This window comes from Duncaniella sp. C9 (assembly GCF_004803935.1).
GTDB classification, from domain to species: Bacteria; Bacteroidota; Bacteroidia; order Bacteroidales; family Muribaculaceae; genus Duncaniella; species Duncaniella muris.
In genome coordinates this window covers 2,706,289-2,731,870 of record NZ_CP039547.1, presented here as the reverse complement: position 1 = coordinate 2,731,870, position 25,582 = coordinate 2,706,289, and the positions used below count along the sequence as shown (strand labels likewise).

At 52.5% G+C, this 25,582-nt stretch carries 19 protein-coding genes; 10 read left to right on the top strand and 9 right to left on the bottom strand.

Annotation, left to right across the window (positions count from 1 at the left end):
- Nucleotides 1–41: 41 nt before the first annotated feature.
- Nucleotides 42–2,057, bottom strand: a complete 2,016-nt coding sequence (locus E7745_RS11435; RefSeq protein WP_107030966.1) for a fructose-1,6-bisphosphatase — start codon at nucleotides 2,055–2,057, stop codon at nucleotides 42–44.
- A 291-nt stretch (nucleotides 2,058–2,348) separates the two neighbouring features.
- On the opposite strand from E7745_RS11435, the gene E7745_RS11430 reads away from it, so the two are divergent.
- The 6 genes from E7745_RS11430 to E7745_RS11405 all read left to right on the top strand — a co-directional run bounded on the left by E7745_RS11430 (nucleotide 2,349) and on the right by E7745_RS11405 (nucleotide 9,118).
- Nucleotides 2,349–3,143 carry a gluconate 5-dehydrogenase gene (locus tag E7745_RS11430; protein WP_107030967.1) on the top strand — a complete coding sequence of 265 codons (795 nt, stop codon included), beginning with the start codon at nucleotides 2,349–2,351 and terminating at the stop codon, nucleotides 3,141–3,143.
- Nucleotides 3,144–3,293: 150 nt separating this feature from the next.
- Complete coding sequence (locus E7745_RS11425; RefSeq protein WP_124075485.1) at nucleotides 3,294–4,715, top strand: PTS galactitol transporter subunit IIC; 1,422 nt, start codon at nucleotides 3,294–3,296, stop codon at nucleotides 4,713–4,715.
- Between the two features lie 86 nt (nucleotides 4,716–4,801).
- Entirely contained in the window at nucleotides 4,802–5,722 is a 921-nt protein-coding gene (gene kduI, locus E7745_RS11420; protein WP_107030969.1) for a 5-dehydro-4-deoxy-D-glucuronate isomerase, read from the top strand.
- Between the two features lie 44 nt (nucleotides 5,723–5,766).
- Nucleotides 5,767–6,531 carry a sulfide/dihydroorotate dehydrogenase-like FAD/NAD-binding protein gene (locus tag E7745_RS11415; RefSeq protein WP_124075484.1) on the top strand — a complete coding sequence of 255 codons (765 nt, stop codon included), beginning with the start codon at nucleotides 5,767–5,769 and terminating at the stop codon, nucleotides 6,529–6,531.
- Nucleotides 6,528–8,039, top strand: coding sequence for an FAD-dependent oxidoreductase (locus tag E7745_RS11410; protein WP_124075483.1), 1,512 nt, complete (start codon nucleotides 6,528–6,530; stop codon nucleotides 8,037–8,039). Before E7745_RS11415 ends, E7745_RS11410 begins: the two co-directional genes overlap by 4 nt.
- A 59-nt stretch (nucleotides 8,040–8,098) precedes the next feature.
- On the top strand, nucleotides 8,099–9,118 hold the full coding sequence (locus tag E7745_RS11405) for a sugar kinase (RefSeq protein WP_124075482.1): 1,020 nt from the start codon (nucleotides 8,099–8,101) through the stop codon (nucleotides 9,116–9,118).
- A 225-nt stretch (nucleotides 9,119–9,343) separates the two neighbouring features.
- Here E7745_RS11405 and E7745_RS11400 read toward each other — a convergent pair whose 3' ends face one another.
- From E7745_RS11400 to E7745_RS11375, 6 genes are all read right to left on the bottom strand, one after another.
- On the bottom strand, nucleotides 9,344–12,763 hold the full coding sequence (locus E7745_RS11400; RefSeq protein WP_136408845.1) for a DUF4906 domain-containing protein: 3,420 nt from the start codon (nucleotides 12,761–12,763) through the stop codon (nucleotides 9,344–9,346).
- 16 nt (nucleotides 12,764–12,779) lie between these two features.
- Nucleotides 12,780–14,231 (bottom strand): hypothetical protein, encoded by a 1,452-nt coding sequence (locus E7745_RS11395; RefSeq protein WP_136408844.1) that lies wholly within the window; start codon nucleotides 14,229–14,231, stop codon nucleotides 12,780–12,782.
- Nucleotides 14,232–14,275: 44 nt separating this feature from the next.
- Nucleotides 14,276–15,316, bottom strand: a complete 1,041-nt coding sequence (locus E7745_RS11390; RefSeq protein WP_205746904.1) for a FimB/Mfa2 family fimbrial subunit — start codon at nucleotides 15,314–15,316, stop codon at nucleotides 14,276–14,278.
- Nucleotides 15,317–15,588: 272 nt separating this feature from the next.
- Entirely contained in the window at nucleotides 15,589–17,346 is a 1,758-nt protein-coding gene (locus E7745_RS11385; protein ID WP_136408843.1) for a fimbria major subunit, read from the bottom strand.
- 172 nt (nucleotides 17,347–17,518) lie between these two features.
- The gene (locus E7745_RS11380; RefSeq protein WP_136408842.1) at nucleotides 17,519–18,946 is read right to left on the bottom strand and encodes a DUF3868 domain-containing protein; all 1,428 of its coding nucleotides are present in this window, start codon (nucleotides 18,944–18,946) and stop codon (nucleotides 17,519–17,521) included.
- 21 nt (nucleotides 18,947–18,967) lie between these two features.
- Nucleotides 18,968–19,525 (bottom strand): DUF3575 domain-containing protein, encoded by a 558-nt coding sequence (locus E7745_RS11375; protein WP_240743530.1) that lies wholly within the window; start codon nucleotides 19,523–19,525, stop codon nucleotides 18,968–18,970.
- Nucleotides 19,526–20,052: 527 nt separating this feature from the next.
- On the opposite strand from E7745_RS11375, the gene E7745_RS11370 reads away from it, so the two are divergent.
- From E7745_RS11370 to nrdG, 4 genes are all read left to right on the top strand, one after another.
- Nucleotides 20,053–20,349, top strand: a complete 297-nt coding sequence (locus tag E7745_RS11370; RefSeq protein WP_107030978.1) for a Dabb family protein — start codon at nucleotides 20,053–20,055, stop codon at nucleotides 20,347–20,349.
- A gap of 46 nt (nucleotides 20,350–20,395) precedes the next feature.
- Entirely contained in the window at nucleotides 20,396–21,040 is a 645-nt protein-coding gene (locus tag E7745_RS11365; RefSeq protein WP_123399058.1) for an HAD family hydrolase, read from the top strand.
- A gap of 214 nt (nucleotides 21,041–21,254) precedes the next feature.
- On the top strand, nucleotides 21,255–23,462 hold the full coding sequence (locus E7745_RS11360; RefSeq protein ID WP_107030980.1) for an anaerobic ribonucleoside triphosphate reductase: 2,208 nt from the start codon (nucleotides 21,255–21,257) through the stop codon (nucleotides 23,460–23,462).
- Between the two features lie 34 nt (nucleotides 23,463–23,496).
- On the top strand, nucleotides 23,497–23,973 hold the full coding sequence (gene nrdG, locus E7745_RS11355; protein ID WP_107030981.1) for an anaerobic ribonucleoside-triphosphate reductase activating protein: 477 nt from the start codon (nucleotides 23,497–23,499) through the stop codon (nucleotides 23,971–23,973).
- A gap of 45 nt (nucleotides 23,974–24,018) precedes the next feature.
- On the opposite strand, the gene E7745_RS11350 is transcribed toward nrdG, so the two are convergent.
- Nucleotides 24,019–24,801: an ABC transporter ATP-binding protein gene (locus E7745_RS11350; protein WP_107030982.1), complete on the bottom strand. Its 783-nt coding sequence runs from the start codon at nucleotides 24,799–24,801 to the stop codon at nucleotides 24,019–24,021.
- Nucleotides 24,798–25,541 carry an ABC transporter permease gene (locus E7745_RS11345; protein ID WP_172480175.1) on the bottom strand — a complete coding sequence of 248 codons (744 nt, stop codon included), beginning with the start codon at nucleotides 25,539–25,541 and terminating at the stop codon, nucleotides 24,798–24,800. The genes E7745_RS11350 and E7745_RS11345 overlap by 4 nt, the downstream gene beginning before the upstream one ends.
- Nucleotides 25,542–25,582 lie beyond the last annotated feature (41 nt).

The window sequence follows — 25,582 nt, the reverse complement described above, 5'->3', positions numbered from 1 at the left end:
TTGCCGTAATGTTCCGGTCTGAGGTCGGGCGGCCCGCGGTGTCAGAGGACTATCTTCCCAGCATTGCTTTCCTTGATGATGCCGTGGCGGAAAGCATAGAGAAGTTCGGTCAGCTCATCGATCTGGCTCTGGAGTATCTTTCCCTTGTCGGTGTCGCGCACACGGATGCGCTGCGAGGTCTGCTCGACCATTTTGGTTGAGCGTACAATGTCTGTGCCGCTCCTGATGGCTTCTTCTTCGGAGATGAACGGTTCGTGCTCTACCAGTTCGAAGTTGCTGCTGTGGTAGATCAGCGTATAGCCGGCTATTCCGGTGGTCTTGTGGTAGGCTTTGGCGAAACCGCCGTCGATCACCATCAGCTTGCCGTTGGCCCTGATGGGACTTTCTCCCTTTTTGGCGCGCACGGGCACGTGGCCGTTGATAATGTGGCGCTGTGAGCCTTCAACCTTGAATTCGTCGAGAATCATGTCACAGACCTCCTCTTTCTGGCGGAGGGTGTAGTAGTGGCCTTTTTCCTCTTTGTGGGCTTCGGGGTCTTTGATGAAATACCGTTCGAAGGTGGTCATCTTACTCTTGTCGAAAAGCGGGGAGTCGGGGCCGCACCAGAGATACCAGTAATAGTCGCGCGCATAGTCCTTGTCGGCCGGAGGGGTATCGTCGTTGAAAGCCGAACGCACGAGCATTCCTATCTGATGGAAGAGCTCGCGTCCGCGGTATTTCTGTCTGTTGACCATGACTTCTTTGAGAGAGCCGTCGGCGTTGAGCGGCATGGAGGCATGGAACAGTAGGTTTGAATTATAGATGCCATACATGCAGCCATGACTGAACAGGCATGATATGTGACGTTTCAGTCCGGTGCTAACCGTGAATGAATGGTGCAGTTTGTTGATCAGTTCCTCTTCTTCCTCTGTCAGGCGGTAGGGATTTGCCGGATCGACTGTCGGGAAGTTCATGTCAGACATTTCATAGTCCTTACCATCGATGTTGACAGTGCCTTTTTCGAAATCTATGCGGTGGAGCAGATTGCGGCCTGTCATTTCCCATTCCGGATGTTTCAGCGTCATAGCCCCTTCGAGCTTGAACTGGATTACGGCTATGGCTTTGTGCATCTGGGCCATCAGGCGTAGAGCCTTTTCAGGGTGCTCGGTCTGTTCGGCATCGACTTTCGGAGCGAATTCAATGCATGGATCGTCGGCATAGGTTTCCATAGCCATTGTGGCAAGCGGCAGCAGATTGATTCCGTAGCCGTCTTCAAGAGTGGTGAGGTTGGCATAGCGGAGTGAGACGCGGATCACGTTGGCGATGCAACATTTGTTTCCGGCCGCCGCGCCCATCCAGAGAATGTCATGGTTGCCCCACTGTATGTCCCAGTTGCCGTAGTGGCAGAGAGTGTCCATGATCAGATGAGCGCCCGGACCACGGTCATAGACATCCCCCAGAATGTGAAGCTGGTCGATGCTGAGTTTCTGGATCACCTTGCATAGTGCCACTATGAATGCGTCGGCCTGACCTGTTGACACGATTGTCTCCAGAATACGGTTGAAATAGCCTTGCTTGTCATATTCTCCTCTTGATTCGTGGAGAAGCTCTTCGATGATGTAGGCAAATTCCTTCGGAAGGGCTTTCCTGACTTTGGAGCGGGTGTATTTCGACGATACGCTTTGACACACTCTGATGAGCTGATGGAGGGTGATGGTGTAGAAGTCATACATGTTCTCCTCTGTCGAGTGCACAATCTGCATTTTCTCTTCCGGATAGTAGATGAGAGAGCAAAGCTGGCGTATCTCGCTTTCGCGCATTGAGGTTCCGTAGAGGTCGGTGACTTTGCGCTTGATGTTTCCCGAAGCGTTTTTCAGAATGTGGCGGAAGGCTTCGTGCTCTCCGTGGAGGTCGGCCACAAAGTGCTCGGTGCCTTTCGGCAGGTTTAATATGGCTTCAAGATTTATGATTTCGGTGCTGGCGGCGCTGATATTCGGAAATGTCTGCGCGAGCAGTTCGAGTATGCGGCGGTCATTTTCAACTTGCCGTTCGTTGGTTTTGCTGTCAATTGGCGACATAGTCGTGCTGTTGTGGTTTTAGAATCGGTTCTTATCCCTTGTTTGCGTTGAATGGAGAGTGGTGAGTGTCTACAAATGTAACATAAATAAGTTGAAAAAGTCCCATTGGTGTGACAAAAAAGTTCAGCTATTATGACAGGAAGTCCCAATTTTCTGGATTTTAGAAGTTTTAAGTGCTTTAATTTGTGGGATCGTGTTAAAATTGCTAATTTTACGCCGAATTTTCTTCACGGAACCATGTAAAAACTTATAGATACATATCATATAGAACCTTAGATAAACAACGCTAATATGGTAAATTTTTCACTTGAAGGCAAAGTAGCGCTTGTGACCGGCGCAGCCTATGGAATCGGTCTTGCTATCGCTCAGGCATATGCCGAAGCAGGGGCTAAAATCGTTTTTAACTGTTCGCGCCAGGAAACTGTCGACCGCGGTCTCAAAGCATATAAAGAACTTGGAATCGACGCTAAAGGATATCTCTGCGACGTTACTGACGAAGAAGCCGTCAAAGCTATGGTGACTGACATAGAGGCAACCGTCGGCACAATCGACATTCTTGTCAACAACGCCGGTATCATCAAGCGTATTCCGATGGAGGAAATGAACGTAGAAGACTTCCGCCGCGTTGTCGACGTAGACCTCATTGCTCCCTATATCTGCGCCAAGGCTGTTATCCCCGGAATGATCAAGAAAGGCCACGGCAAGATCATCAACATCTGCTCTATGATGAGTGAGCTCGGTCGTGAGACAGTGTCGGCCTATGCTGCCGCAAAGGGTGGACTCAAGATGCTGACCCGCAATATCTGCTCTGAATACGGCGAACACAATATCCAGTGCAACGGCATTGGCCCCGGCTATATTGCCACTGACCAGACTGCACCTCTCCGCGAAATCCAGCCGGACGGATCGCGTCATCCCTTTGACCAGTTCATCATCTCGAAGACTCCGGCTGCCCGCTGGGGTACTCCCGAAGACCTGATGGGCCCTGCCGTGTTCCTCGCTTCAGATGCCAGCAACTTCGTGAACGGCCACGTTCTCTACGTTGACGGCGGTATTCTCGCTTACATCGGCAAGCAGCCTAAATAAGAGTCTGGTGTCTGTCCATCCGCCTGAATATATATAATATATGTGTAGGCGATGGCAACAGCTGATGCAATATTATCAAAGAGGGCAGAGGTGTATTTATGGCCTCTGCTCTCTGAATAAAAATCCAATCAATATCACACAACTGTTTAAATGGAACAGGTATTCTCTTACATTATAGGACTTGGCGCGGCTGTCATGATGCCTGTGATCTTCACGATTCTCGGCGTCTGCATCGGCATCAGGTTCAGCGATGCTCTTAAATCGGGCCTCAAAGTCGGTGTCGGCTTCATCGGCCTCTCTATTGTCACCGCTCTTCTCACCTCCGCTCTCGGTCCTGCGCTTGACACTGTGGTCAAGATCTATGACCTTCAGCTTAAAGTTTTTGACATGGGCTGGCCCGCCGCTGCCGCAGTGGCTTATAACACTGCCGTCGGCGCGTTCATCATCCCAGTCTGTCTTGGCGTCAATCTGCTTATGCTGCTTACCAAGACAACACGCACTGTCAACATCGACCTCTGGAACTATTGGCACTTCGCCTTCATCGGTGCGGTGATTTATTTTGCCAGTGAATCACTCGTTTGGGGCTTCTTCGGTGCCATCATCTGCTACATCATCACCCTGATCATCGCCGACATGACTGCCAAAAAATTCCAGTCATTCTACAAAGACATGGACGGCATCTCGATCCCACAGCCCTTCTGCGGCGGTTTTGTGCCTTTCGCATGGCTCATAAACAAGGGGCTCGACAAGATTCCGGGCATCGAAAAGCTCGAAATTGATGCCGAAGGCATGAAAAAGAAGTTCGGCCTGCTTGGCGAGCCTCTGTTCCTCGGTGTGGTTGTGGGTGTAGTCATCGGCTGTCTCACATGCAAAACATGGGCCGAGATCGTCGACAAGATTCCTTACATCCTCGGACTCGGAATCAAGATGGGTGCCGTCATGGAACTTATCCCCCGTGTAACTGTCCTCTTCATCGAGGGCCTCAAGCCTATCAGCGATGCTACACGCAGCCTCATTGCCCGCAAATTCAAAGGCGCCGACGGCCTTAACATCGGCATGAGCCCCGCGCTTGTGATTGGCCATCCGACCACACTTGTGGTTTCGCTCCTCCTCATCCCGGTGACCCTCCTTCTTGCCGTCGTTCTTCCCGGCAACCAGTTCCTGCCGCTTGCATCGCTGGCCGGCATGTTCTATGTATTCCCCCTCGTGCTGCCTTTCACCAAGGGCAACGTTGTCAAGACATTTATCATCGGCCTGGTAGTGCTGACTATGGGCCTTTATATGGTGACCAATCTCGCGCCGGCATTCACTCTTGCAGCCAAGGACGTATTTGCCGCTACCGGTGATGCCGCTGTGGCTATTCCCGCCGGTTTCGATGGCGGTAGCCTCGACTTCGCCTCAAGCCCGCTTGCATGGGTAATCTACCAGTGTACCGAAAATCTCAAATGGATTGGTGCCGGACTGCTTGTGCTCATGACCTCAGGCCTTATGGTGTGGAACCGAATGCTGATCATCCGCAACCAGCGCGACATGATCGCCAGAAACTCAGAAAAGATCCAGACAACTGAATAAAAACATTCAGCACACGCCCGGCATCTGAAATAAGTCTCCGTGGCGCAGGCTGAAATTATCCAAAGAATAAAAAGCAATTAACGAATATGAAAAAATTATTAACTGCATTTGCACTTATGAGCGTATCTCTCAGTGGCTTCGCACAGACCGATTACACAATACTCCGTGCCTGCCATCCCGATGACGTGAAGCACTATGACACCAAGCAGCTCCGTTCTCACTTCATGATGCCGAAAGTCATGGAAGAAGACAAGATCAACCTTACCTACTGCCTATATGACCGTCTGGTCTATGGCGGCGTGATTCCAGTGGCAAAGGAAATGACTCTTGAAACCATCGACCCCCTGAAAGCCGACTACTTTCTTCAGCGTCGCGAACTCGGCGTGATCAACATCGGCGGCGACGGCATAGTGACTGTCGACGGAAAGGAATATGAACTCCACTTCAAGGATGCGCTCTATGTAGGCCGCGGCAAGAAAAACGTGACCTTCCGCAGCAAGGACGCTTCGAAACCCGCTAAATTCTATCTCAACTCAACTCCCGCCCACAAGGAATACAAAACCCAGCTCATCACCATCGACGGCCGCAAGGGTTCTCTCAAAGCCAATTCCTTCGCCGCAGGCAAAATGGAAGAGAGCAACGACCGCGTGATCAATCAGCTCATTGTCAACAATGTGCTTGAAGAAGGTCCCTGCCAGCTTCAGATGGGTCTCACCGAGCTCAAGCCCGGCAGCGTCTGGAACACAATGCCCGCCCACACCCACGACCGCCGTGTGGAGGCCTACTTCTACTTCAACGTGCCCGAAGGCAACGCCATCTGCCACTTCATGGGCGAGCCTCAGGAAAACCGCATCGTATGGCTCCACAACGAACAGGCCATCATCTCTCCCGAATGGTCGATCCACGCCGCCGCAGGCACTTCGAACTACATGTTTATCTGGGGCATGGGCGGCGAAAATCTTGACTATGGCGACATGGACAAGATCACTTACCTTCAGATGGAATAATTTCAGAGCAGACTCTGAAGATTTTAGAAATCTTGACTGAATATATGAATATAATCAGGAAAATAGTCCGGCATTCGGAATACACGGCCGAGGTGGTGATAGAAAACCCTTCTATCGCCCGCTCGGCCCGTGCCGGTCATTTCGTGATGGTACGTTTCACTCCTGATTGCCCCCGCATCCCGTTTACTATCGTCGATGCCTCTCCCGCCGACGGCACATTCACCATTATAATCCACAAGGGTGCCCGTCTGGCCGACCTGATCGGTTCGCTCCACGAAGATTACCGGATTGGTGATGTGCTCGGTCCTTTGGGACAGGCGTTCGAGATCAGAAACTACGGTACTGTGGTCTGCTGTGGCGACGGTGTAGGTTTCGTGCCCATCATCCCCGTGATCAAAGCTTTGAAGCAGGCCGGCAACAGAGTGGTGACAATCCTTTCGGAATTTACCTCGGAAACCTCGTGCCTCAGAGCTAATGTCGAGCCTTACAGCGACGTGATTCTCCATTCTTCTGAAGAGATGGCTACTCTGGAACTCATTGACAGGGTGCTCACTGATGAGAAAGTGGATCTGACCGTTATAACCGGGCCGACTCCCATGATGAAAGCTATTGCCGAGTGCACACGTGTCAGACAGATTCCCACCCGCTGCATTCTCAATATGGTGATGCTTGACGGAGTGGGCCTTTGCGGCATCTGCCGCGTCATGGTCGATGGCAAACGTATGCTGACATGCATTGACGGGCCTGTCTTTGACGCGCATCATGTTGATTTTGACCAACTGCAAAACCGCCAGCGCCATTTCGTATGACAACAATCGAAGAAAACAATCTGATTTCCCGCGATTCCGGGTGGCGTGAAGAACTGCGCAAGCGTTTCACGACCAGAGAGCGCACAGCTGTGCCGCGGGTCAAAATGCCTGAGATGGATGCCGCCTATCGCGTCCGTTGCGACGACGAGGTAAACCAGGGCCTTTCTACCGAACAGGCGGTTCTTGAAGCGCGCCGTTGTCTCGACTGCCCGGATCCAGGCTGCATGAAAGAGTGTCCGGTCTCAAACAATATTCCGGCCTTTATAAAGAATGTGGAACGGCGCAACTTCGGCGAGGCCCTGAAAGTGCTCTCGCTGACCACGGTGCTTCCGGCTGTCTGCGGACGTGTCTGCCCGCAGGAAAAGCAGTGTGAGCACGGTTGCATCTATAACAAGATGAAAAAGCTGCCGGTGGCCATCGGCCATCTCGAACGCTTCGTGGCCGACTATAACCGTGAACTTGATGAATCTGTAGCCCGGCAGTCATCGGCTCCGGCAGTGCAGGCCCCTTCTTATTTTGCCGCCATAAAGATCGCGGTTGTCGGCTCCGGCCCATCCGGACTCGCTTTTGCCGGCGATATGGCCAAACGCGGCTACGATGTGACCGTGTTCGAAGCGCTTGACTGTTTCGGCGGTGTGCTGAAATATGGAATTCCGCAGTTCTGCCTGCCTAATCATGTGGTTGATGCCGAAATTGAAAAGCTTCGCGCCATTGGTGTGAAATTTGTAAAAGATACCTTTGTCGGGAAGACTCTTTCCTATGACGATCTGCAGGAGCAGGGGTTCAAGGGCATATACGTGGCCACCGGTGCCGGAAAGCCCAGGTTTATGGGCATTCCGGGTGAAAACCTGCCTGGTGTCATGACCGCCAATGAATATCTGATCCGCGTCAATTTCAGCCAGCATGAAATCTACGGTCAGAACGTGGCTACTCTGAAACAGAAACGAGTGGCAGTCATCGGTGCTGGCAACACCGCGATGGATGCCGTGCGCGCAGCCCTGCGTCTGGGAGCCGAGAAGGCCATGATCATCTACCGCCGCGGCGAGTCGGAGATCCCGGCACGCCAGGAAGAGGTGCGTCATGCCAAGGAAGAAGGAGCCGAATTCCTTACGCTTCACAATCCGCTTGAATATATTGCCGATGAAAATGGTCTGCTGAAGGCAGTCCGACTCCAGCGCATGGAGCTTGGCGAGCCTGACGAATCGGGCCGCTGCACTCCGGTGCCGGTCGAAGGCGACATTATTGATGTCGAGGTCGATCTGGCTGTGGTTTGCGTAGGCTTCCTGCCTAACCCGCCTGTCTCACTCCCTGACGTCGATCTCTCGCGTAACGGAAATATCCTTGTCGATGGTTCGTCAATGAAGTCATCGTCACCGGAGATCTATGCCGGAGGCGATATAGTCAGAGGCGCGGCCACCGTGATCCTCGCTATGGGCGACGGCCGCAAGGCTGCAAAGTCGATGGCCGAGGCTTTCGAGCAGATCATCCGCAACACACGTCTCGACTGAATGCAAGAATATAGAAAATCATCAAATTTTACCTAATTAAATACCATACTTATTAAATTATGAAAGTTGTAACTTTAGGCGAGATTATGCTTCGCCTTTCCCCCGAAGGGAACAATCGCTTTGTGCAGGTAGATAACTTTGACGTCATCTGGGGTGGCGGCGAGGCCAACGTGGCTGTAAGCTGTGCCAACTACGGCCATGACGCTTACTTCGTTTCAAAACTCCCCAAGCACGAAATCGGCCAGGCTGCTGTCAACGCACTCCGCCGTTATGGTGTCCACACCGATCACATCGCCCGTGGCGGTGACCGTGTAGGTATCTACTACTGCGAGACCGGTGCCTCGATGCGTCCCTCAAAGGTGATCTATGACCGCGCAAACTCTGCCATCTCAGAAGCTGATCCCGAAGATTTCGACTTCGATGCTGTCATGGAAGGTGCTGACTGGTTCCACTGGAGCGGTATCACTCCCGCTATCAGCGACAAGGCTGCCGAACTCACCCGTCTTGCCTGCGAGGCTGCAAAGCGTCACGGCGTGACTGTGTCTGTCGACCTCAACTTCCGCAAGAAACTCTGGACCAAAGAAAAAGCTCAGTCTATCATGCGTCCTCTCATGCAGTACGTTGATGTCTGCATCGGCAACGAGGAAGACGCCGAACTCTGCCTCGGCTTCAAACCTGACGCTGACGTTGAAGGCGGCGAGACCAATGCCGAAGGCTACAAGGGCATTTTCAAGGCTATGGCTAAGGAATTCGGTTTCAAATATGTCATCTCTACCCTCCGCGAATCATTCTCAGCTACTCACAACGGCTGGAAGGCTATGATCTACAACGGTGAGGAATTCTATGAAAGCAAGCGCTACGACATCAACCCGATCATCGACCGCGTAGGTGGTGGCGACTCTTTCTCAGGCGGTGTGATCCACGGTCTGCTCACCATGCCGACCCAGGGCGAGGCTCTCGAATTTGCAGTAGCCGCTTCTGCTCTCAAGCACACTATCCCCGGTGACTTCAACCTCGTTACAGTAGACGAAGTTATGTCACTCGCCGGCGGTAACGCCAACGGTCGCGTTCAGCGCTGATCACTAAGAACTTTTTGATCAAATATACACAAGCGCCCCTGGTCAATCGAGACCGGGGACGCTTTTTTGTTGCTTTTGTGGTGGGCTATGAAGGAGATTTCACTTTCTTATGATTTTTCTATTGTCTGCCCGGATGGGAGATGATGAAATAGTAACGCCGATGTTGGCTTACATCGGCGTTACAGGCAATATATGAAAAGTAAGTGGCTTTAAGCGGAGAGGAGCTTATTTCTTGACGAGGCGGATAAAGCAGGCATCGGAAGTCTCGGCTTTGGCTGCGGCTCCGTTCTGGAAACCTTCGAAGCCCATCGTGAAGAAGTTCATGTCAAAGGCCGAGGAATGGTTGAAGCCGGTATTGCCGTCTGAATACCACTTGTAAGCCCAGTAGACAGCTCCCGGACGACGGTATAGGTCATAGAACATCGGCTGGTATTTGACATTGTCAACATCACTGAAACCGGCTGTGGTTCTAAAGCCGTAATAAGCGCTTCGGCTACTATATCGCAGAGTTCCGGGATAGTCTCTGTTGGCCGGATTTGGGTCCCATTTCCCTTGCCAGTTTGCGGCACCGTCTGGAGTTCCAGATCCTTTCCGTCGTCCGACTCCTTCGGTGCCGAGGGGGAAGAAGATCTGGGCGGCCGTCTGGTTGTTGTAGACAATCACACCGATCATGCCCTTTTCCGACTTTCCGTCAGCTGTTTTGAGATAGCCGTAGGCATCGGAGCGTTTGGTTTTCACTTCACGGGCTCCATCGCCATAGACAATTCCATAGGCTTTGCTGATAGGGAAGGAGAGGTCATTTGTCTCATTGCCTTCAGACATGAGCTGGAAGTAGTTTTCAATGGTGGCTATCTGGTAGTCAGTGTTTGTGATATCCCAGGTATGATCTGAAGTCCAGTCACCCTTGGTCTGATCCCATGACATGGTGGTAGCCTTGCCGGAAGCGTCAATGACATCAAAATTGCCCGGCGCATAGCGGTTGTCGCCTCGCGGACGCGGATATTTCGCATTGTTAGCCGAGGTTATGGCGATGTTACTTTTGCGGCGGAAGAGAGAGCCTTCGTCAAGCGGCGAGTTGGTCATTATGGCTTTGCCGTTTTCGAAGTGATCGACATTGAACGAGCTCCATTTTGCATACGGTTCCCCGTTCTTGTCATTGCCCTCGCGTAAGGCTATCGGGTCATAGCCCTCGCGGCAGAAGATGTCATGCTCGCAGGTGTAGTTGTGGTAGCGCACACGCACAATCGCACAGCCGTCGGCTCCGGTGAAGTTGATTTTGAAGTCGATAGGCTTTTCGGTGGCTCCCTGAATGCGCTTCACGTGGACTTGCGGGGCGGTGTCGTCACCGCTGCCTTCGCGGGTTGACGAAAGAGTGACCACTCCGTTGCCGGCGATGACCTCCGCGCTCCAGGCGCCTTCAGAGTTGAACGATGAGAAGTCTGAGTCATCCTTGTCTTCGGTCAGACGGAGCAGAGTCACATGAAAGTCCTCGGTGCTACCTGACTTGCGCCAGACACCATTCGGATTGAGGATGCGTCGCACCTGAATTATATCGAGAATGAAAGTGGTGTCGGCATAGGCATTGATCTCGTCTTTCCAGATTGAGGCCGTGAAGCGTACTTTCTGCTTGCGCGGATAGGAATAGCAGGGGTTGTTGCCGGAGAAACCTGTGCGGGTCACCAGCTCCTTGGCGCGGGTGTAGAGCGGAATCTTGAAGATGCGCTCTGTCGGCTCGCCCCGGAGATTGCGCTTGCTGACAATCACAGTGTGCTGTCCGTTGCCATCGGTTGTATTTGAACCGAATTCCTGAAGGTCATCCGATGAGTCGTTGCCTATCTCATATTCGCGGTCGCCGATGCTGTGTTCTTTGTAGTAATCCTGACTTTTCTTGAGCGCGCTGGCAAACGGCACATTCCATGACGGCTGGCCTTCATATCCGTCAGGGGGCGGAATCTGCGTCAGGCGGGTCTGCTGGAGCGAGAGGAAAGCCTGATGGCGTCCGTCACCATATACGGCATTCTCATAATAATATTTGATAGAAGGCCATTCGGCGCTCATAGTGCCTTTTACTTTGGGGAATGCCTTTGAACCGTCGCCCCAGGGTCGCCAGAGTGAGATGCTGTCCGGATTGTATTCCGTATCACCCACATCGATGATATGAGCTTTGAGTTTGGTCCCCGGTTCCATGCGTCCGACAACCTTGATGGTTGTAACCATCTTTTTGTCGTAGAGATAGGAGATATACTGTGGAGAAGTGGCGTAGAGACCGCGCTTTTCCTGATATTCGATGTGCCAGTCGGCATCGTTGCCGTAGCCTTTGAAGGCGAGGGTCAGCTGATAGTGGGTGTTGCGGGTAGCGTTATAGTCAGTGGTGACGTTCTGGCCGAGCATGAAGCGGTAGGTGATGGGGCCTGAGCTGACATGACCGTCGGCCGTGGTGCAACGGTAATAGCCTTTCACTTCCACGTAGGTGCCGAAAGGTTTCTCGTCTTTCCAGCCGGAGCCTTCGGTGTCGATGTCGGGATTTGGAAAGTCGATCTTATTGTCGCTTCCCGGTTCTTTGGTGTCATTGTTGATGGCATCCTGCTGCTTTGATTTGCCTGTGCCCTGCATGTTTTCGTAGAAGAAGAGCGAGGGAGCAGTATTGGCGTGGGTAGCGTCAATGACATCGTTCTGATCACTGTTGCCGTAGGCTCCGAGGAAACTGTGGGCGTCATTGCAGACGTGCAGGCAGTTTTCGGGGATGATGGAGTTAGGGTCATCGGGCAGTCTCTGCACGGTGATCCTGCCGCCGTCCTCGTAGACGCCGTTGGGAATGTCATGACGCTTGTCGGCAGAGACTTCACTCCCTTCGCCTGCGGTGTTCGGCTTGCCGAGCAGGCATGTCTTTGGGATGTCTTTCAGATAGATGTCGGTGATGTAGACCTGCACGTCGTTGTAAAGTTCCGAGCCGTCAAAGGCTACTGTCACTTTTGACGCGAGGCGGCGCACCCAGCAGTGGAGCTGCGAGGTGGTGGCAGAGATGACCAGCGGAGAGCTGTCAGATGCCTCGCGGTCGGGGCTGAGTGAGAAGATGCCGAACATCTCGCTGTTGTTGGCCAGCGAAGTTACGTCCCAGGAGCGGGAAATGCTTTTCAGACCGTCGCGTGTCTGTATGGCTGTCTGATATTCATCCTCGCGGAGGGTACCCATGTTGGCCACGGCATAGATGTGGTAATCCTTGCCTGATTCGAGCTGCAGTTTGAAAGTCACTTTGCCGGTGCGGCTGTCAGTGAGGTTACTTTCGTCAGGGTCGAGGCGATTGTCCTGGTCATTGAGGTTGCGGACTTCGGAGATGTCGGGGTGGACAGGTTCGGAGCCGTCGCTGACCACCACATAACGTCCGTAGAGATTGTCGCCTTTATAGACGAGCATCACAAGTGATGATATGTTTTTGATCCGGTCGCCAGCCTCGCCGCCCTCATAGGCGCGGGAGTTGAGCGAACGTGAAGACTCCGCTTCGTATGACAGCTCTACGGCAATGTCAGCCGTGCCCTCGACATACACGTCGGCGCGGCGGTCGAAATCATCGATGCATGAAGCCGTCACTCCTGAGAGGAGAAGAAGAAGCCATATATAATATGTGTTGAAGTGTCTGGATTTCATTGCTGGATTGATAGTCCTAATTGTTGTCTGGATCAGGGATTTCGTTTCTATCGGCATCATAGCACTTGCCGGTGGCCGGATCGCGGAAGTAGCGGAAGGTTCCGTTGTCGTCGCGCACAATGTCCCAGCCTGTGGCCGGATCCTTGGGGTTGCCTTCGATGAGGAATGGGTTTTTGATCACTGTAGTGGCATCGGTGTCGTAATAGTTGCCGTTTTCTGAGTTGAAATAACAGATCAGGTTGCCGTTGTCATCATAGACGGGCACGAGTTCCTTGGGAATGCCTATGCCGAAGCCGGGTTTCAGGGGCACATGGGAGTAGGGGACCACCTGGACTTCCACATTGATGTGTTCGGCCAGTTTGCGGACTTCAAACTGATACCAGTAGTTGCGCAGCAGGTCGAAATAGTCGCCTGCAGCGGCTCCTTCCGGCGGATCGTTGTAATATTTGAAGTCTATGAAATAGTCACGGGCGTTATATTCCTTGTATCTGATCCTCAGACGGGCGCGGGTGGCGTCAGTCTCCCCCCTCTGAGAGTTAGGGAATTCGGGCACGTAGACCGTGTAGTGGCCGTCAGCCGGATTTTTCACCAGCGGAAGCGGCTCGGAACTTTCATTTGGATAGGGATAGAGTCCGGAGCCTGCGGGAAGCGAGGGGTAGAGCACATAGTCTTTCTGATAGTCGTTTTTGACATAGTGGTTCTGATGTGTGACACCTTTGGGCATCGGCACGGCTCTGGTGATGTGGCGCGTGAGGGCTACAGATTCGATTTCGTCGGCGCTGTCTGAGTTGTCCCAGACTTCAATTTTTGCCAAGGCTCTGAGCAGATGTAGATTACCGAGATAGGCGGCCATGTCGGGACGCAGGCTGACGTTGTCATACTGGCTGATGCCGAACATGGCTATCTTGTCGGCAGCCGTGAGATCCCATGATGGAAGTCCGGCGGAGTAGTCGATCCAGTAGTCGGCGGTGGAGACTATGTCGAACAGAGCCTGGAGCGAGCCTGCCTCTGCGAGATCGGGGTAGCGGTGATGCCAGTTGGCAAGCACCAGCACTTTGAATGAAGAGCCGAGAGCATCGCGGATATCTCCGCTGACCTTGAATTCGAGGAGATATGTCTTGGAGCTTAATGTCTCTGAGACGGGAGTGACCACGGGATTTCTCACTGTGGCTATCCAGCGGTCATCTGTGCCGTAGAGGGCCACGAGCAGGTCGCCGCCCGCTATGTCAATGTAGTTTTCATAGCCGGCGCCACGGTCATAGTCACCCGAAGGAGTGGTGCGTGATGCAAGGTCGGATCCTGTCTGCAGGTAAAGACCTATTTTATGTTCAACCGTGACACCGCCCGTGCCGTCCGTTCCACCCGGATCATCCGATCCTTCGGAACAGGCGGCAAATCCAAAGGCTGCGGCCGACAGCAGCAGGGCGAGGAGTGTCCGGATTGAACTTGCAGTGTATTTGTTAAACATTGTGTGTCGAATTGTCTTGCGTGTGGAATAGAGAATGGAGTCCTTTAGAGGTCGGAAGACTGGCGTACAACCATCCAGCTGTTGATGTAGATGTAGGAGTCTGCCCAGCGGTTTCCTTCGTCGATGAAGAACACGAGATCATATTTGTCTTGTCGGTCAAGATATTCCTGCTCGGTCATCGTGTGTTCATAGCGTCCGCGCACGAGCAAGGCATATTGGATAAGTGGAATGTCTACGATTTTTTCGCCGGATGGATTGTAGATCTTGACGCGCATGTCGTTGCTGCGGTCGGCCATCAGGCGTGAGACTGTGAGATTGGCCACACAGGCGCTCATGGTGGTGATGACGGGCACATCGTCGGCTTCAGGATATTCGATTCCGGCTGTTCCGGCGAGTACCTGCCAGGGCTGATAGGTGATTTCCTCGTCGGGCATGATGGAGTTGTCCCAGTCAAGCGAGCCGTTGGCATCGGTAATGGTGAAGGTGTAGCCTTCCTTTACGATCTCGCCGGAGAGGTGCTGAAGCACAATGTTGACATCGTTGGTATTTTTAATGAGTTCAACATTGTAGATGTATGTGCCCTCCTCTTCAGGGAAAATCTTGACATCGGTCTTGCCGTGGTAGAGTCTCTTGAGGTCTTTGCGGGAGAGGGCGGCGCCGGTGACAGGGTCATATTCGCGGTTGAGGCGGCAGGTGAGCTGGGTGTGGTGGCTTGCATCGGCCGGAATGGCGAAATGTTCGTCACGTCCTTCTCCGCACCAGGCCAGTAGCTGATAGCTTCCGGGGGCCACGTCGAGATCCATCAGATAGCCGTCCTGGCGTAGCCGGTCGCCGCGTTCGCTTTTCTGCCATACGATGTCGCCGGTGGCGGGATCGATCAGGTAGAGGGTTACGGCGTTGACTTCCTTTGAAAAGGCATCGGCATAGAGCATGTTCATGTCAAAGATGAAGCGTGCCTTGTAGTGAGGGTCACAGTCTCCTTCTTCGTCATACATGACTCCGTTGCAACTGGCGAGTGACAGTGCGGAGAGCATGATTGCGGCGATTCGCAGGTTGAGACGGCGGAGTTTTGTATCAGGTTTCATTTTACAATCCGTGAATGGCATTATAAAGCGATTGGTTCTTTGAATGAGAGTATGTATAGTGAGGAGGATCGGTGAGATCCTCTCGTCAGTGTCGGGTTGAAGAAGAGGTGAGAGGCGCTATGGCTGTATTCGGGTTTAGAGAGGGGGAGAGGGTTCGGTGTTGAGTGCGGGGAGAGAAAAAAGTGGAAAAGGTGCGGGACTGAGCGGGGCTCCGCACGGCCCCGCACCTTTCAAGGTGGTTGATAATATTCTCTATGTGATGACTGTCAGTATCAGAGGTCTACGCTCTGCTTGACAACCTTCCAGGAGAGGATGCTGATGTTAGCAGCCATGCCGAAGGTTTCTTTTGAGGGATTGTCAGGGATGAGATCTTCAGTGCTGTTGTCGCTGGGATCGAATACGCCCTGGCCGAGACGGAAGACTTTGCCTACCTCGATCTGATACCAGTGGTTGCGGACAACGCCATACTGGCCGTTTTCGCTCACTGTGTAGTCATAGTTTTCACCGGAACCGGCATTTTTGCCGAGGAGGTGTTCAACAGGCACGTAGTAAACGCTTGCACCGCCGGTGTAGGCCATAGGCTTCTCGTTGGTGAAGAATGTGTTGAGCGCGGTTTCGAAAGCTGAAGTCTCTACTGCAGTAGCAGTGTTGCCGTTGATGGCGTAGAGCTGAGTGTCAGCGCCGATGTTGGGCACGAGTTTGAAGATACCGGTGCTTGCGCCGTCTTTGGCGAGCTCGACATTCTTAGCGCTTACCTGAGTGTAGTTGTCGCGGTTGAGAGTGCCGTCGGGGTTGGTTTCGGTCTCGCTGCCGGTTTTGATCCAGTAGTTGAGCTGGTTGGTGGCGTTCAGGCGGTTGAGGATGTAGGGAACGAACTGGTCTTTCTTGTAGTAGACACCGCTGAAGAGGATGAGATCAAGGGGAGTTTTGGCTTCTTTGTCGGCATAGATAGTAGCGGTGAAGACGATGTTGGTGACAGCTGCGGGAGTAAGCACGTTGTTCTCGTTGCGGATCAGGGTGAAATCCTTGGTGGTCTCGTTTGAGTAGACGGGCTTGGTGAGGTCGGTGTTGACCTCGCTGAAAGTCGGGCGGTCAAGTACTGCATTGGCATCGTCGTAGCTTACAGACTTGCCCCAGTAGCTGCGGTGGAGCTGGGCGATGTTCCATGTGTTCCAGAGTCCGGTGAGGCCGTCGAGGTTCTTGCCGAGATATGATTCTTTCTCAGTTCCGGTCACGCCGAAGTTCTCGATCTTTACATAAACGCGCTCTGCACCTAACTCGACGTTATTGTTGTTGTCGTTGTCGAGACCGGCGATTGTAACATCAACCGGGAAAGGATTGCCTTTGGGGAGGTCGATGGTGTATTTGGCGGCAAGACGCTCAACGTAGATTTTGACAACGTCAGAGGCGGGAACATTGTTGACGTCAACGGGTTCGGTCTTGAGGTTGCTTTCCTGAATGAGGTTGGCATAGTAGACGGCATTGTCATACTGGCCGGGGAAAGCGCTTGCACCGCCGTTGAAGCTTGAAGTAGACATCACGAATGATTCGCCGTTCTTCCACTGGAGAGTGTAATTGCGCACTTCTTCCATTGTGCGGGGAGTCGCGCGGACGTATGCAAGAAGTTCGGGAGTGGCGTTGAGAACAGTGATGAGATACTTGGGAAGGTTTTTCTTAGTGAGATTCTTGAGAACAAGCACGTTGTTGCTCTGGAATTCAACATTGTGGTCCTCGAAGTCACCTGACTGACCGCGGCTCCAGACGCTGGCTTCGGTGACAAACATCTTGTCTTTGTCAAAGAAGAAGAAGTGAGCGGTGTTAACAACATGTTCTTGGGGATCGCCGGGAACGAGATCGCCTTCTTCGGCACGGCCTACAGTGTTGGCATCTGTGATGTTGACGGTCAGGTACATGGTTGCACCTTCGCCGTCGATGTTTCCGTTGCCGCCGTTTTTAGCGGGTTCGTCGCTTGAACAGGCAGCAAACGCCATTGCTGCGGCTGTTGTCAGAAATAAGCTTTTAAACTTCATTGTGATTGATTATTGAATTGGTTTTTAATTTGTTACTAATGAATCTGTGTAGTTTTGAAATGTGTGATTGAATGGATGGTTGAAAAATCAGGTTATTGTGACTATTGTCTGATGTCGGTGGAGAGAAGATAGAGGCGAGCGTGGAGGAGGACCTTAGGCAAGCATATTTTGCCTATCGGGCGTTGAGTTTGTCAAGCTGGCGGATGGCGTCGGCCGCTTCGGGGATCGAGGACGATTTTTCAAAGTATGCACGGGCGGCTGAGTAGTTGCCTTTCAAGGCTTCGCGCACACCTCTGATGTATTCGGCTTCTTCTGAAGTTCCTGCCTTGTCGAGGAAGCGGGCAGCATGGTCGAGATCACCGCGTTCGAGGGCGCAGACTGCTGCGTTGAGGTTGGCTGCGGGGTCTGATGGATACATGCGCACGGCTGTCTCGAAGACATCGTTGAACTCTTCGCTGCCGGGCTGGCAGTCCTGGGCTAAGAGATAGAACTCGTTGAGGCTGAGCTTCTGCGGCTGTTCCTTCATGATGCGGCGTATCTCATTGACATCGCTGTAGGTGCGGATGTTGTATTCAATGCGGTAGTCGGTGTGGCGCAGGGCGGGGTAGTAGGTCTGCAACATGAAGCGGTAGTCCTCAGGATAGAGCTTCTTGATGCGGGCCTCTTTTGCGTCAGGCTCCATGTCGGAGTCGATGAGGGCGAGGATTTCGGTGCGGTTGGGGAGGTTTGATCCGTCAACGGCTTTTTTGAGACCGGCCCAGTCTTCAGGCTCGAAATCGGTGGCTATGATGCCAGAGTCGAAGCGGTAGAGTTTCTGGATGTAGTCTTTGAGTGCGGCGGTTCGGCCGATGGCAAGGTCGCGGTTATGGGAATAGGGACTTTCGGGCGAAGCGAAACCTTTGAGCCACACGCGGGTGATGGTCACGTCACCGTCACCGCGCACAGAGTCGATGGTGGCCTGGATCTTGGCCAGCTCGGTGGTGTTGCGGCGATATTCGGGATAGATGACGGTCTGGTCGACTGGGAAGTCAATGAAGGCCGAACCGGAGAGTTCGCGGTGTTTCTCGCCGTTGCCCTGCGGGCGCACGTAGACCCATTTCGGAGTGAAGTAGCCGAAATAGCCGTAAGGGCCTTCGAATGGAGCTTCGGCCAGCAGTTTGCGGCAGCAGCCGAAGTCGGAGCGGTCAAGGTAGACCGAAGAGCCGTTCATCCAGTCGGCATAGGGGATTATCTGTGAGTAGTGCAGGCTGTCAGGGAGTTCTGATGCGCGGATCACGGTCTCGTCTGCGCCTGAGATCATGCCTGGGCTGTTGCGCTGATACTGATAGTAACGCACACGGCCATAGATGCCTACGGCGGGGAGCTTGAGGGTGTCGGAGCCGTTGATAATGCTCGGAGTGAGCAGCACCGCGCGGTTGCTTTCTACCCGGAGTTTGCTGAAATCGAGTGAGAGATCCACGTTCATATAATCGCCGTGGCGCTGGAGTGAGGCGTGGTCCACGCTGACGCCTACCGGAATGGTGCGTGTTTCGGCTGCCGATGTGCCGGCCGAAAGGCCGAGGATGATGGCTGCGGATATGTGAAAGGCGGGAAATTTCATTTCAGTGCGTTTTTGACAGGGTTAAAATACGTACACTACGTTGATTGCGGCTTTTGTCGGGCCAAAGTAGTTGTGAGGGCGGTTTGATTTCAGCTTCTTGCCGCATCCCGCACATTTGAACTGGCTGTAGCGGGTGTAGGAATATCCGAGTCCTATCTCCGCTTCGAGGTTCCAATGACGTCCGAGCACCCAGGCATAGCCGTAGGCCACACCGGCGCCGACAAACCATCCCTGAAAGCGGTAGTCTTTGAGTTTGCCGAAATCGGTGCCGAGCATGGAGAAGCCCATGTCAAGGCCTCCGACATTGTACTGGCCTCCGTGGAGGTGTGCGCCGACAAAGTGGCCTGCGAAGCGGTCGCAGAACCAGTAGCGGGCTTCGGGCTGCACGAACCAATGTTTCCAGCGCTTGTTGTCGCTGAATGTCCAGGCATTGAATTCGCCGGAGAGGTCGAGTGTCCATTTGGGAGCGAGGCCAACTTCACCTCCGATGTTTATGTTGGTGAAGATATCAGACGAAAGGTCGGTCTTGACTGCAAGATCCTGAGCTTTCGACATTTCGAACAAGCTCGCAATCATCATGATTGCAAGCAATACTCTTTTGATCGGCAACATAGATAATCTATATAATTGTTACTATTGCTTATGCCGGCGGGGCAGTGTCAGATGTAGGCGCACAAAAGCACCTGCGAATGTCTCACTGATGAGTCAGGCGCAGAAATTCAAGGGCATGGAGAATAAACCCCAGCACTTTTGGCGATACTACTATAAGCCAACTGGTTACGTGGCATAAACGTGTTACTACTATACTAAAATGCGACTATAACTGTGATGTGTGTCATGAAACGGTTTCGTTGGAAACTCATTTTCAACAGCAAAAGTAGTAATTTGCTTTTAAATCTGCAATAAAAAATGGAAAAATAAGTGCGAATTTTCTGCTTTTTTACCAACGAATCACGCAAGTGATTTTTCAGGTGCGTTTTATTTGTCCGGGTCGCGGGAAATGGCTAATTTTGGATGTCGGTTTGCAAACCGGCAAAATCACACTGATACCTATATTATAATATACATATATATTATACAATCATACTATACAATTTTTATTGGCAATGGTAAAACATATAGTAAGCTTCAAACTTAAGGGCACCGCGGAAGAACGCCGCGAGGTTGCCGAACGTTTCAGAAATGCGCTGATGGAACTCCCGGCGCAGATTGATGTGCTCCGCTCGATGGAGGTCGGCATAAATGAAAATCCGTCGGAAGACTGGGATGTGGTGCTTACTGCTGTGGTTCCGACTATGGATGATGTGATGGTTTATGCCAGGCACCCGGCCCACGTTGCAGCGGCTTCGATAATCGGTGCTCATAAGGAGGCACGGGCCTGTGTGGATTATTATTTCTCATGATAAGTCCGGATTTGGGTAAGGTGCCGGAACTGACAAAGGCAGTGGAATGGTCATAGTCTTCGATCTGGATGATACGCTTTATCCGGAGATGGAGTTCGTGAGATCGGCCTATAGGACGATAGCGCGCCAATATGGCCGCGGGTTGTTGCCGGCCATGCTTGCGGCTGCAGACCCGCGCGAGGCTTTTGACTCTACCGGTCTGCCGGTGTCCGACGTGATCGGTCTCTACAGAAATCATAACCCGGACATCAGATTGCCCTGGATGTCGCTCTATGTGTTGAGTTGTCTTGCTCGCACCGGCCACACTCTGGGGCTGGTGACCGATGGTCGCAGCGTCACTCAGCGCCACAAGATAGAGGCTCTCGGACTTGCCCGTTTCATCAGTCCTGACCTGATCATGATTTCTGAAGAGGTGGGGGAAGAAAAGGTGTCGGGCCGTGCTTTCCGCTCCATTATGAACCGTACAGAAGGCAGGGGGGCTTATGTCTATGTCGGCGACAACCCGGCGAAAGATTTTATTGCGCCTAACCGTCTCGGCTGGACTACGGTAGGTTTCCGGAGGGGCGGCAACGGCGAGAATATCACGCAGGCTGATCCGGCTGATTTTCCGGAAGAAAACCGACCGTCAGTCGAGATAGAAAATTTGGGTGAATTGCTCCGTTTTGTTGATTTTTATGAATTTAAAAATTAGTAAAGTTGTCCAAAATGAACATGTATATTGCTGATATATAATATATTGCTAATTTTAAAAATACAGAAAGTTATCCAAAACGGCATACGGTGTGATATAAAAAGTCTAACTTTTATGTTGGACTTTTCTTTTTTTATGCCTATCTTTGCAGTGTCAAAAACGACTAAAAAGAACACCTGCAAAAAACAATATTCCCCCTCAAAACAAAAATCAGATGATACAGACAGTGGTAAAGCGCGACGGTCGCGTCGTGGGCTACAACGAAGAGAAAATAAAGGCTGCAATCCGCAAGGCAATGCTCACCACAGAGATGGGAGAAGACGAAGCCTTGATTTCACGCATCACAGACCGGATCGGAATGATCGGCTGCGAGCAAATGACGGTTGAAGAGATTCAGGACCGTGTGGAACTTGAACTCATGAAATCGCCCCGCAAGGAAGTGGCCAAGCGCTATATCGCTTATCGCGACCAGCGTTCGATAGCCCGCCGCGCAAAGACCCGCGACATGTTTCTGGAAATCATCGAGGCTAAAAACAACGACATCACCCGTGAGAATGCCAACATGAACACGGACTCGCCCGCAGGCATGATGATGAAATTTGCCAGCGAGACAACCAAGCCTTTCGTCGATGACTACCTTCTGTCGCCCGAAGCCCGCGAGGCTGTGCAGAATGGCTATCTTCATATCCATGACAAGGACTATTATCCAACCAAGAGCCTTACTTGCGTACAGCATCCGCTGGACCGCATACTGAAATACGGCTTTGTGGCCGGCCACGGCGAGTCGCGTCCGGCAAAGCGCATCGAGACGGCCAGCATCATAGGCTGCATCTCACTTGAGACAGCCCAGAATGAGATGCACGGCGGTCAGGCCATTCCGGCATTTGATTTCTACCTCGCTCCTTTCGTGAGATATTCATATATAGAAGAAGTCAAGAAACTCGAAGACCTCAGCGGGGAGGATCTGTCGGCGCTCTACGATGTTGAAATAGAGGACTATATCAAGGCTCCGCTTGAAGGTATGACCGGCACCGAGCGCTGGAAACAGCATGCCGTCAACCAGACTGTGAGCCGTGTGCATCAGAGCATGGAGGCTTTCATACATAATATGAACACCATTCATTCGCGTGGCGGAAATCAGGTTGTGTTCAGCTCGATCAATTACGGTACAGATACTTCGGCTGAGGGACGCTGCATCATCCGCGAGCTTCTCAACTCGACTTACGAAGGTGTGGGCAACGGAGCCACAGCCATTTTCCCCATTCAGATCTGGAAAAAGAAAAAGGGAGTCAGCTATCTGCCCGGCGACCGCAACCACGACCTCTATCAGCTTGCCTGCAAGGTGACAGCGCGCCGCTTCTTCCCGAACTTCGTGAACCTCGACGCGACATTCAACCAGCATGAGAAGTGGGATGCCAATGATCCGGAGCGTTATAAGTATGAAGTAGCCACGATGGGCTGCCGCACACGAGTGTTTGAGAACCGCTTCGGCGAAAAGACTTCGATTGGCCGCGGCAACATCAGTTTCTCTACAATCAACATTGTTCGCATTGCAATTGAGTGCATGAATATAGTTGATCAGGATGAACGCATCAGACGCTTCTTCGAAAAACTCGACGATGTTCTTGATATCACCGCCCGTCAGCTCTGTGACCGTTTCAATTTCCAGAAGACGGCTATGGCCAAGCAGTTCCCGCTGCTTATGTCGCGTCTGTGGAACGGAGCTGAGAAACTCAGCCCGACTGACACTATCGAGAGCGTGATCAACCAGGGCACACTCGGCATCGGCTTCATCGGCCTGGCCGAATGTCTGATAGCCCTGACCGGGAAGCACCACGGCGAGAGCGAGGATGCGCAGAAGTTAGGTCTGAAGATCGTGTCACACATGCGCTCGCGCGTCAATGACTACAGCGAACAGTATAAGCATAACTTCTCTGTGCTCGCCACTCCGGCCGAAGGTCTGTCAGGAAAATTCACTTCACGCGACCGCAAATCGTTCGGCGTGATTCCCGGCATCACAGACAAGATCTACTACACCAACTCTAACCACGTGCCTGTCTACTATCACTGCTCGCCGCGCCATAAGGCCAAGGTCGAGGCTCCGTATCACGAACTGACCGGCGGCGGCCACATTTTCTACGTGGAAATTGATGGCGATGCCACCCACAACCCTAAGGCGATCAGCGATATCGTTGATCTGATGGATAAGTACAACATCGGCTACTGCTCGGTAAATCATAACCGCAACCGCTGCATGGACTGCGGATATGAGGATGCCCAGGAGTCGCTTGAAGAATGCCCCTGCTGCCACAGTCACAATATCGACTGCCTGCAGCGCATCACCGGCTATCTTGTCGGCACCACTGACCGCTGGAACAATGCAAAACTGGCGGAACTCAATGACCGCATAGTCCACAAGTGATCACGGTTTTTCATACAGACAGATTTTTTTCAGAATGAGAATTCTCGATATAGTTCCGGGGACGTCGGTTGACGGCCCCGGACTTCGTACGGCCATCTATGTGGCCGGTTGCTCTCACGGATGTCCAGGCTGTCACAATCCGCAGTCGTGGAATTTCGGGGCAGGGCGTGAGATGAGCATCGATGAGGTGATGCTCGAAGTGATAGAAAATGATTTCGATGTCACTCTGACCGGCGGCGATCCGATGTATAGCGCCGAGCAGCTGATACCGCTTGCCGCCAGAATAAAAGAAGCCGGAAAGAGCATCTGGTGCTATTCCGGTTTCAGCTATGAGGCTGTCATGGGCAATGAGCCTATGAGGCGTCTGCTTGAATATGTCGATGTGCTTGTCGACGGGCCTTTCATCGAGGCGCAGCGCGATGTGCATCTGCTTTTTCGCGGCTCGGCCAATCAGCGGCTGGTCGATGTGGCACGCTCTGCGGTCGGCAATGTTGTCGAGTGGGAGTGGTAAATACAGAGACTGTATAGCCTGGTTCCGTTACAGGGTGGCCGGGGTTTACTTCAGCTGCCGGTCGCTGGCGTTTGAGATTACGTAGGCGCGGACTTTCTGGAAGAGGTCGTTGGCGAAAACGAATTCGTTGAGGGCCTCGTTGGACGTCTGATAGATCTGGTGCATGTCACCAACCCATTCGCGGTGGCCCTTGTTGATGAAGATAATGTTCTCGCCGATGCCGAGCACCGAGTTCATGTCGTGGGTATTGATGATGGTGGTGATGTTGTATTCGTGGGTGATGTCACTCAGAAGTTCATCGATCACTATCGAGGTTCTCGGATCGAGACCTGAGTTTGGTTCGTCGCAGAAAAGATATCTGGGGTTGAGGGCTATGGCGCGAGCTATGGCCACACGTTTCTGCATACCGCCTGATATTTCCGACGGATATTTCGAGTCGGCACCTTTCAGTTTCACACGCTCAAGACAGAACTGCGCGCGGTCTTTGATTTCGGCCGGAGTCATGGATGTGAACATGGTGAGCGGAAACATCACGTTGCCGAGCACGGTCTCCGAGTCGAAGAGGGCCGAACCCTGGAAGAGCATGCCGATTTCCTTGCGCAGGTCCTTGATCTGGTTGGTGTCCATCTTCATCAGGTCGCGTCCGTCGTAAAGGATTTCGCCTTTCTCCGGGCGTATGAGGCCCACGAGCGATTTGACGAGGACTGTCTTGCCCGAACCGCTCTGGCCGATGATGAGGTTTGTCTTGCCGGTTTCGAATCTGGCGCTGACATCATGGAGGATGGTCTTGCCGTCGAATGATTTGGTTATATTCTTTACTTCGATCATTGCAGTAGGAGTTTTGTCAGTACGACATCAAGCAGCAGAATCAGAATGCTGGAAGCAACGACGGCGTTGGTTGAAGCCTTTCCGACTTCAAGAGCGCCGCCTTTGACGAAATAGCCATAGTAGGCTGAGACGGAAGTGATGATGAAGGAGAAGAAGAGCGACTTAATGAGTCCGTACCACACGTACCATTCTACGAACATAGTCTGCAGGCCGTAGATGAAGCGGTTGAGCGGGATGATGCCTGTAAAAATCGAGATCAGCACTCCGCCGAGGAACGATGTGAAAATACAGAAAATCACCAGTATGGGCATATAGACAAGGAAGCCTACTATTTTCGGCAGAACAAGGAAGTTGGCGGAATTTATGCCCATGATATCAAGTGCATCAATCTGCTCTGTCACTCGCATTGTCCCGATTTCCGACGCGATGTTCGAGCCAACCTTGCCGGCAAGGATCAGACAGAGGATGGAGTTGGAGAACTCCAGCAGGATGATCTCGCGGGTGGCAAGACCGGTGGAGTAGGAGGGAACGAGGGGAGAGACAATGTTGAGCTGCATCTGGATGGTGATCACAGCGCCGATAAACAGTGAGATCACTATCACCAGCGGAATGGAATCCACGCCAAGTTTGGTGATTTCGAAGAAGGTGCGTCTGAAAAACGTCTTCCAGCGGTCGGGAACCGAAAATATCTTGTTTATGAAGAGGCAGTATTGCCCGAAAGTGGTGAGTGAGTCGGTTATAACCATGTCAAGAGGTTGAAAATTACATTTACCTCGGCAAA

Coding starts and splice junctions, on each gene's coding strand:
- E7745_RS11435 (WP_107030966.1), bottom strand. CDS start 2,057: ATGTCGCCAATTGACAGCAAAACCAACGAACGGCAAGTTGAAAATGAC.
- E7745_RS11430 (WP_107030967.1), top strand. CDS start 2,349: ATGGTAAATTTTTCACTTGAAGGCAAAGTAGCGCTTGTGACCGGCGCA.
- E7745_RS11425 (WP_124075485.1), top strand. CDS start 3,294: ATGGAACAGGTATTCTCTTACATTATAGGACTTGGCGCGGCTGTCATG.
- kduI (WP_107030969.1), top strand. CDS start 4,802: ATGAAAAAATTATTAACTGCATTTGCACTTATGAGCGTATCTCTCAGT.
- E7745_RS11415 (WP_124075484.1), top strand. CDS start 5,767: ATGAATATAATCAGGAAAATAGTCCGGCATTCGGAATACACGGCCGAG.
- E7745_RS11410 (WP_124075483.1), top strand. CDS start 6,528: ATGACAACAATCGAAGAAAACAATCTGATTTCCCGCGATTCCGGGTGG.
- E7745_RS11405 (WP_124075482.1), top strand. CDS start 8,099: ATGAAAGTTGTAACTTTAGGCGAGATTATGCTTCGCCTTTCCCCCGAA.
- E7745_RS11400 (WP_136408845.1), bottom strand. CDS start 12,763: ATGAAATCCAGACACTTCAACACATATTATATATGGCTTCTTCTTCTC.
- E7745_RS11395 (WP_136408844.1), bottom strand. CDS start 14,231: ATGTTTAACAAATACACTGCAAGTTCAATCCGGACACTCCTCGCCCTG.
- E7745_RS11390 (WP_205746904.1), bottom strand. CDS start 15,316: ATGAAACCTGATACAAAACTCCGCCGTCTCAACCTGCGAATCGCCGCA.
- E7745_RS11385 (WP_136408843.1), bottom strand. CDS start 17,346: ATGAAGTTTAAAAGCTTATTTCTGACAACAGCCGCAGCAATGGCGTTT.
- E7745_RS11380 (WP_136408842.1), bottom strand. CDS start 18,946: ATGAAATTTCCCGCCTTTCACATATCCGCAGCCATCATCCTCGGCCTT.
- E7745_RS11375 (WP_240743530.1), bottom strand. CDS start 19,525: ATGATGATTGCGAGCTTGTTCGAAATGTCGAAAGCTCAGGATCTTGCA.
- E7745_RS11370 (WP_107030978.1), top strand. CDS start 20,053: ATGGTAAAACATATAGTAAGCTTCAAACTTAAGGGCACCGCGGAAGAA.
- E7745_RS11365 (WP_123399058.1), top strand. CDS start 20,396: ATGGTCATAGTCTTCGATCTGGATGATACGCTTTATCCGGAGATGGAG.
- E7745_RS11360 (WP_107030980.1), top strand. CDS start 21,255: ATGATACAGACAGTGGTAAAGCGCGACGGTCGCGTCGTGGGCTACAAC.
- nrdG (WP_107030981.1), top strand. CDS start 23,497: ATGAGAATTCTCGATATAGTTCCGGGGACGTCGGTTGACGGCCCCGGA.
- E7745_RS11350 (WP_107030982.1), bottom strand. CDS start 24,801: ATGATCGAAGTAAAGAATATAACCAAATCATTCGACGGCAAGACCATC.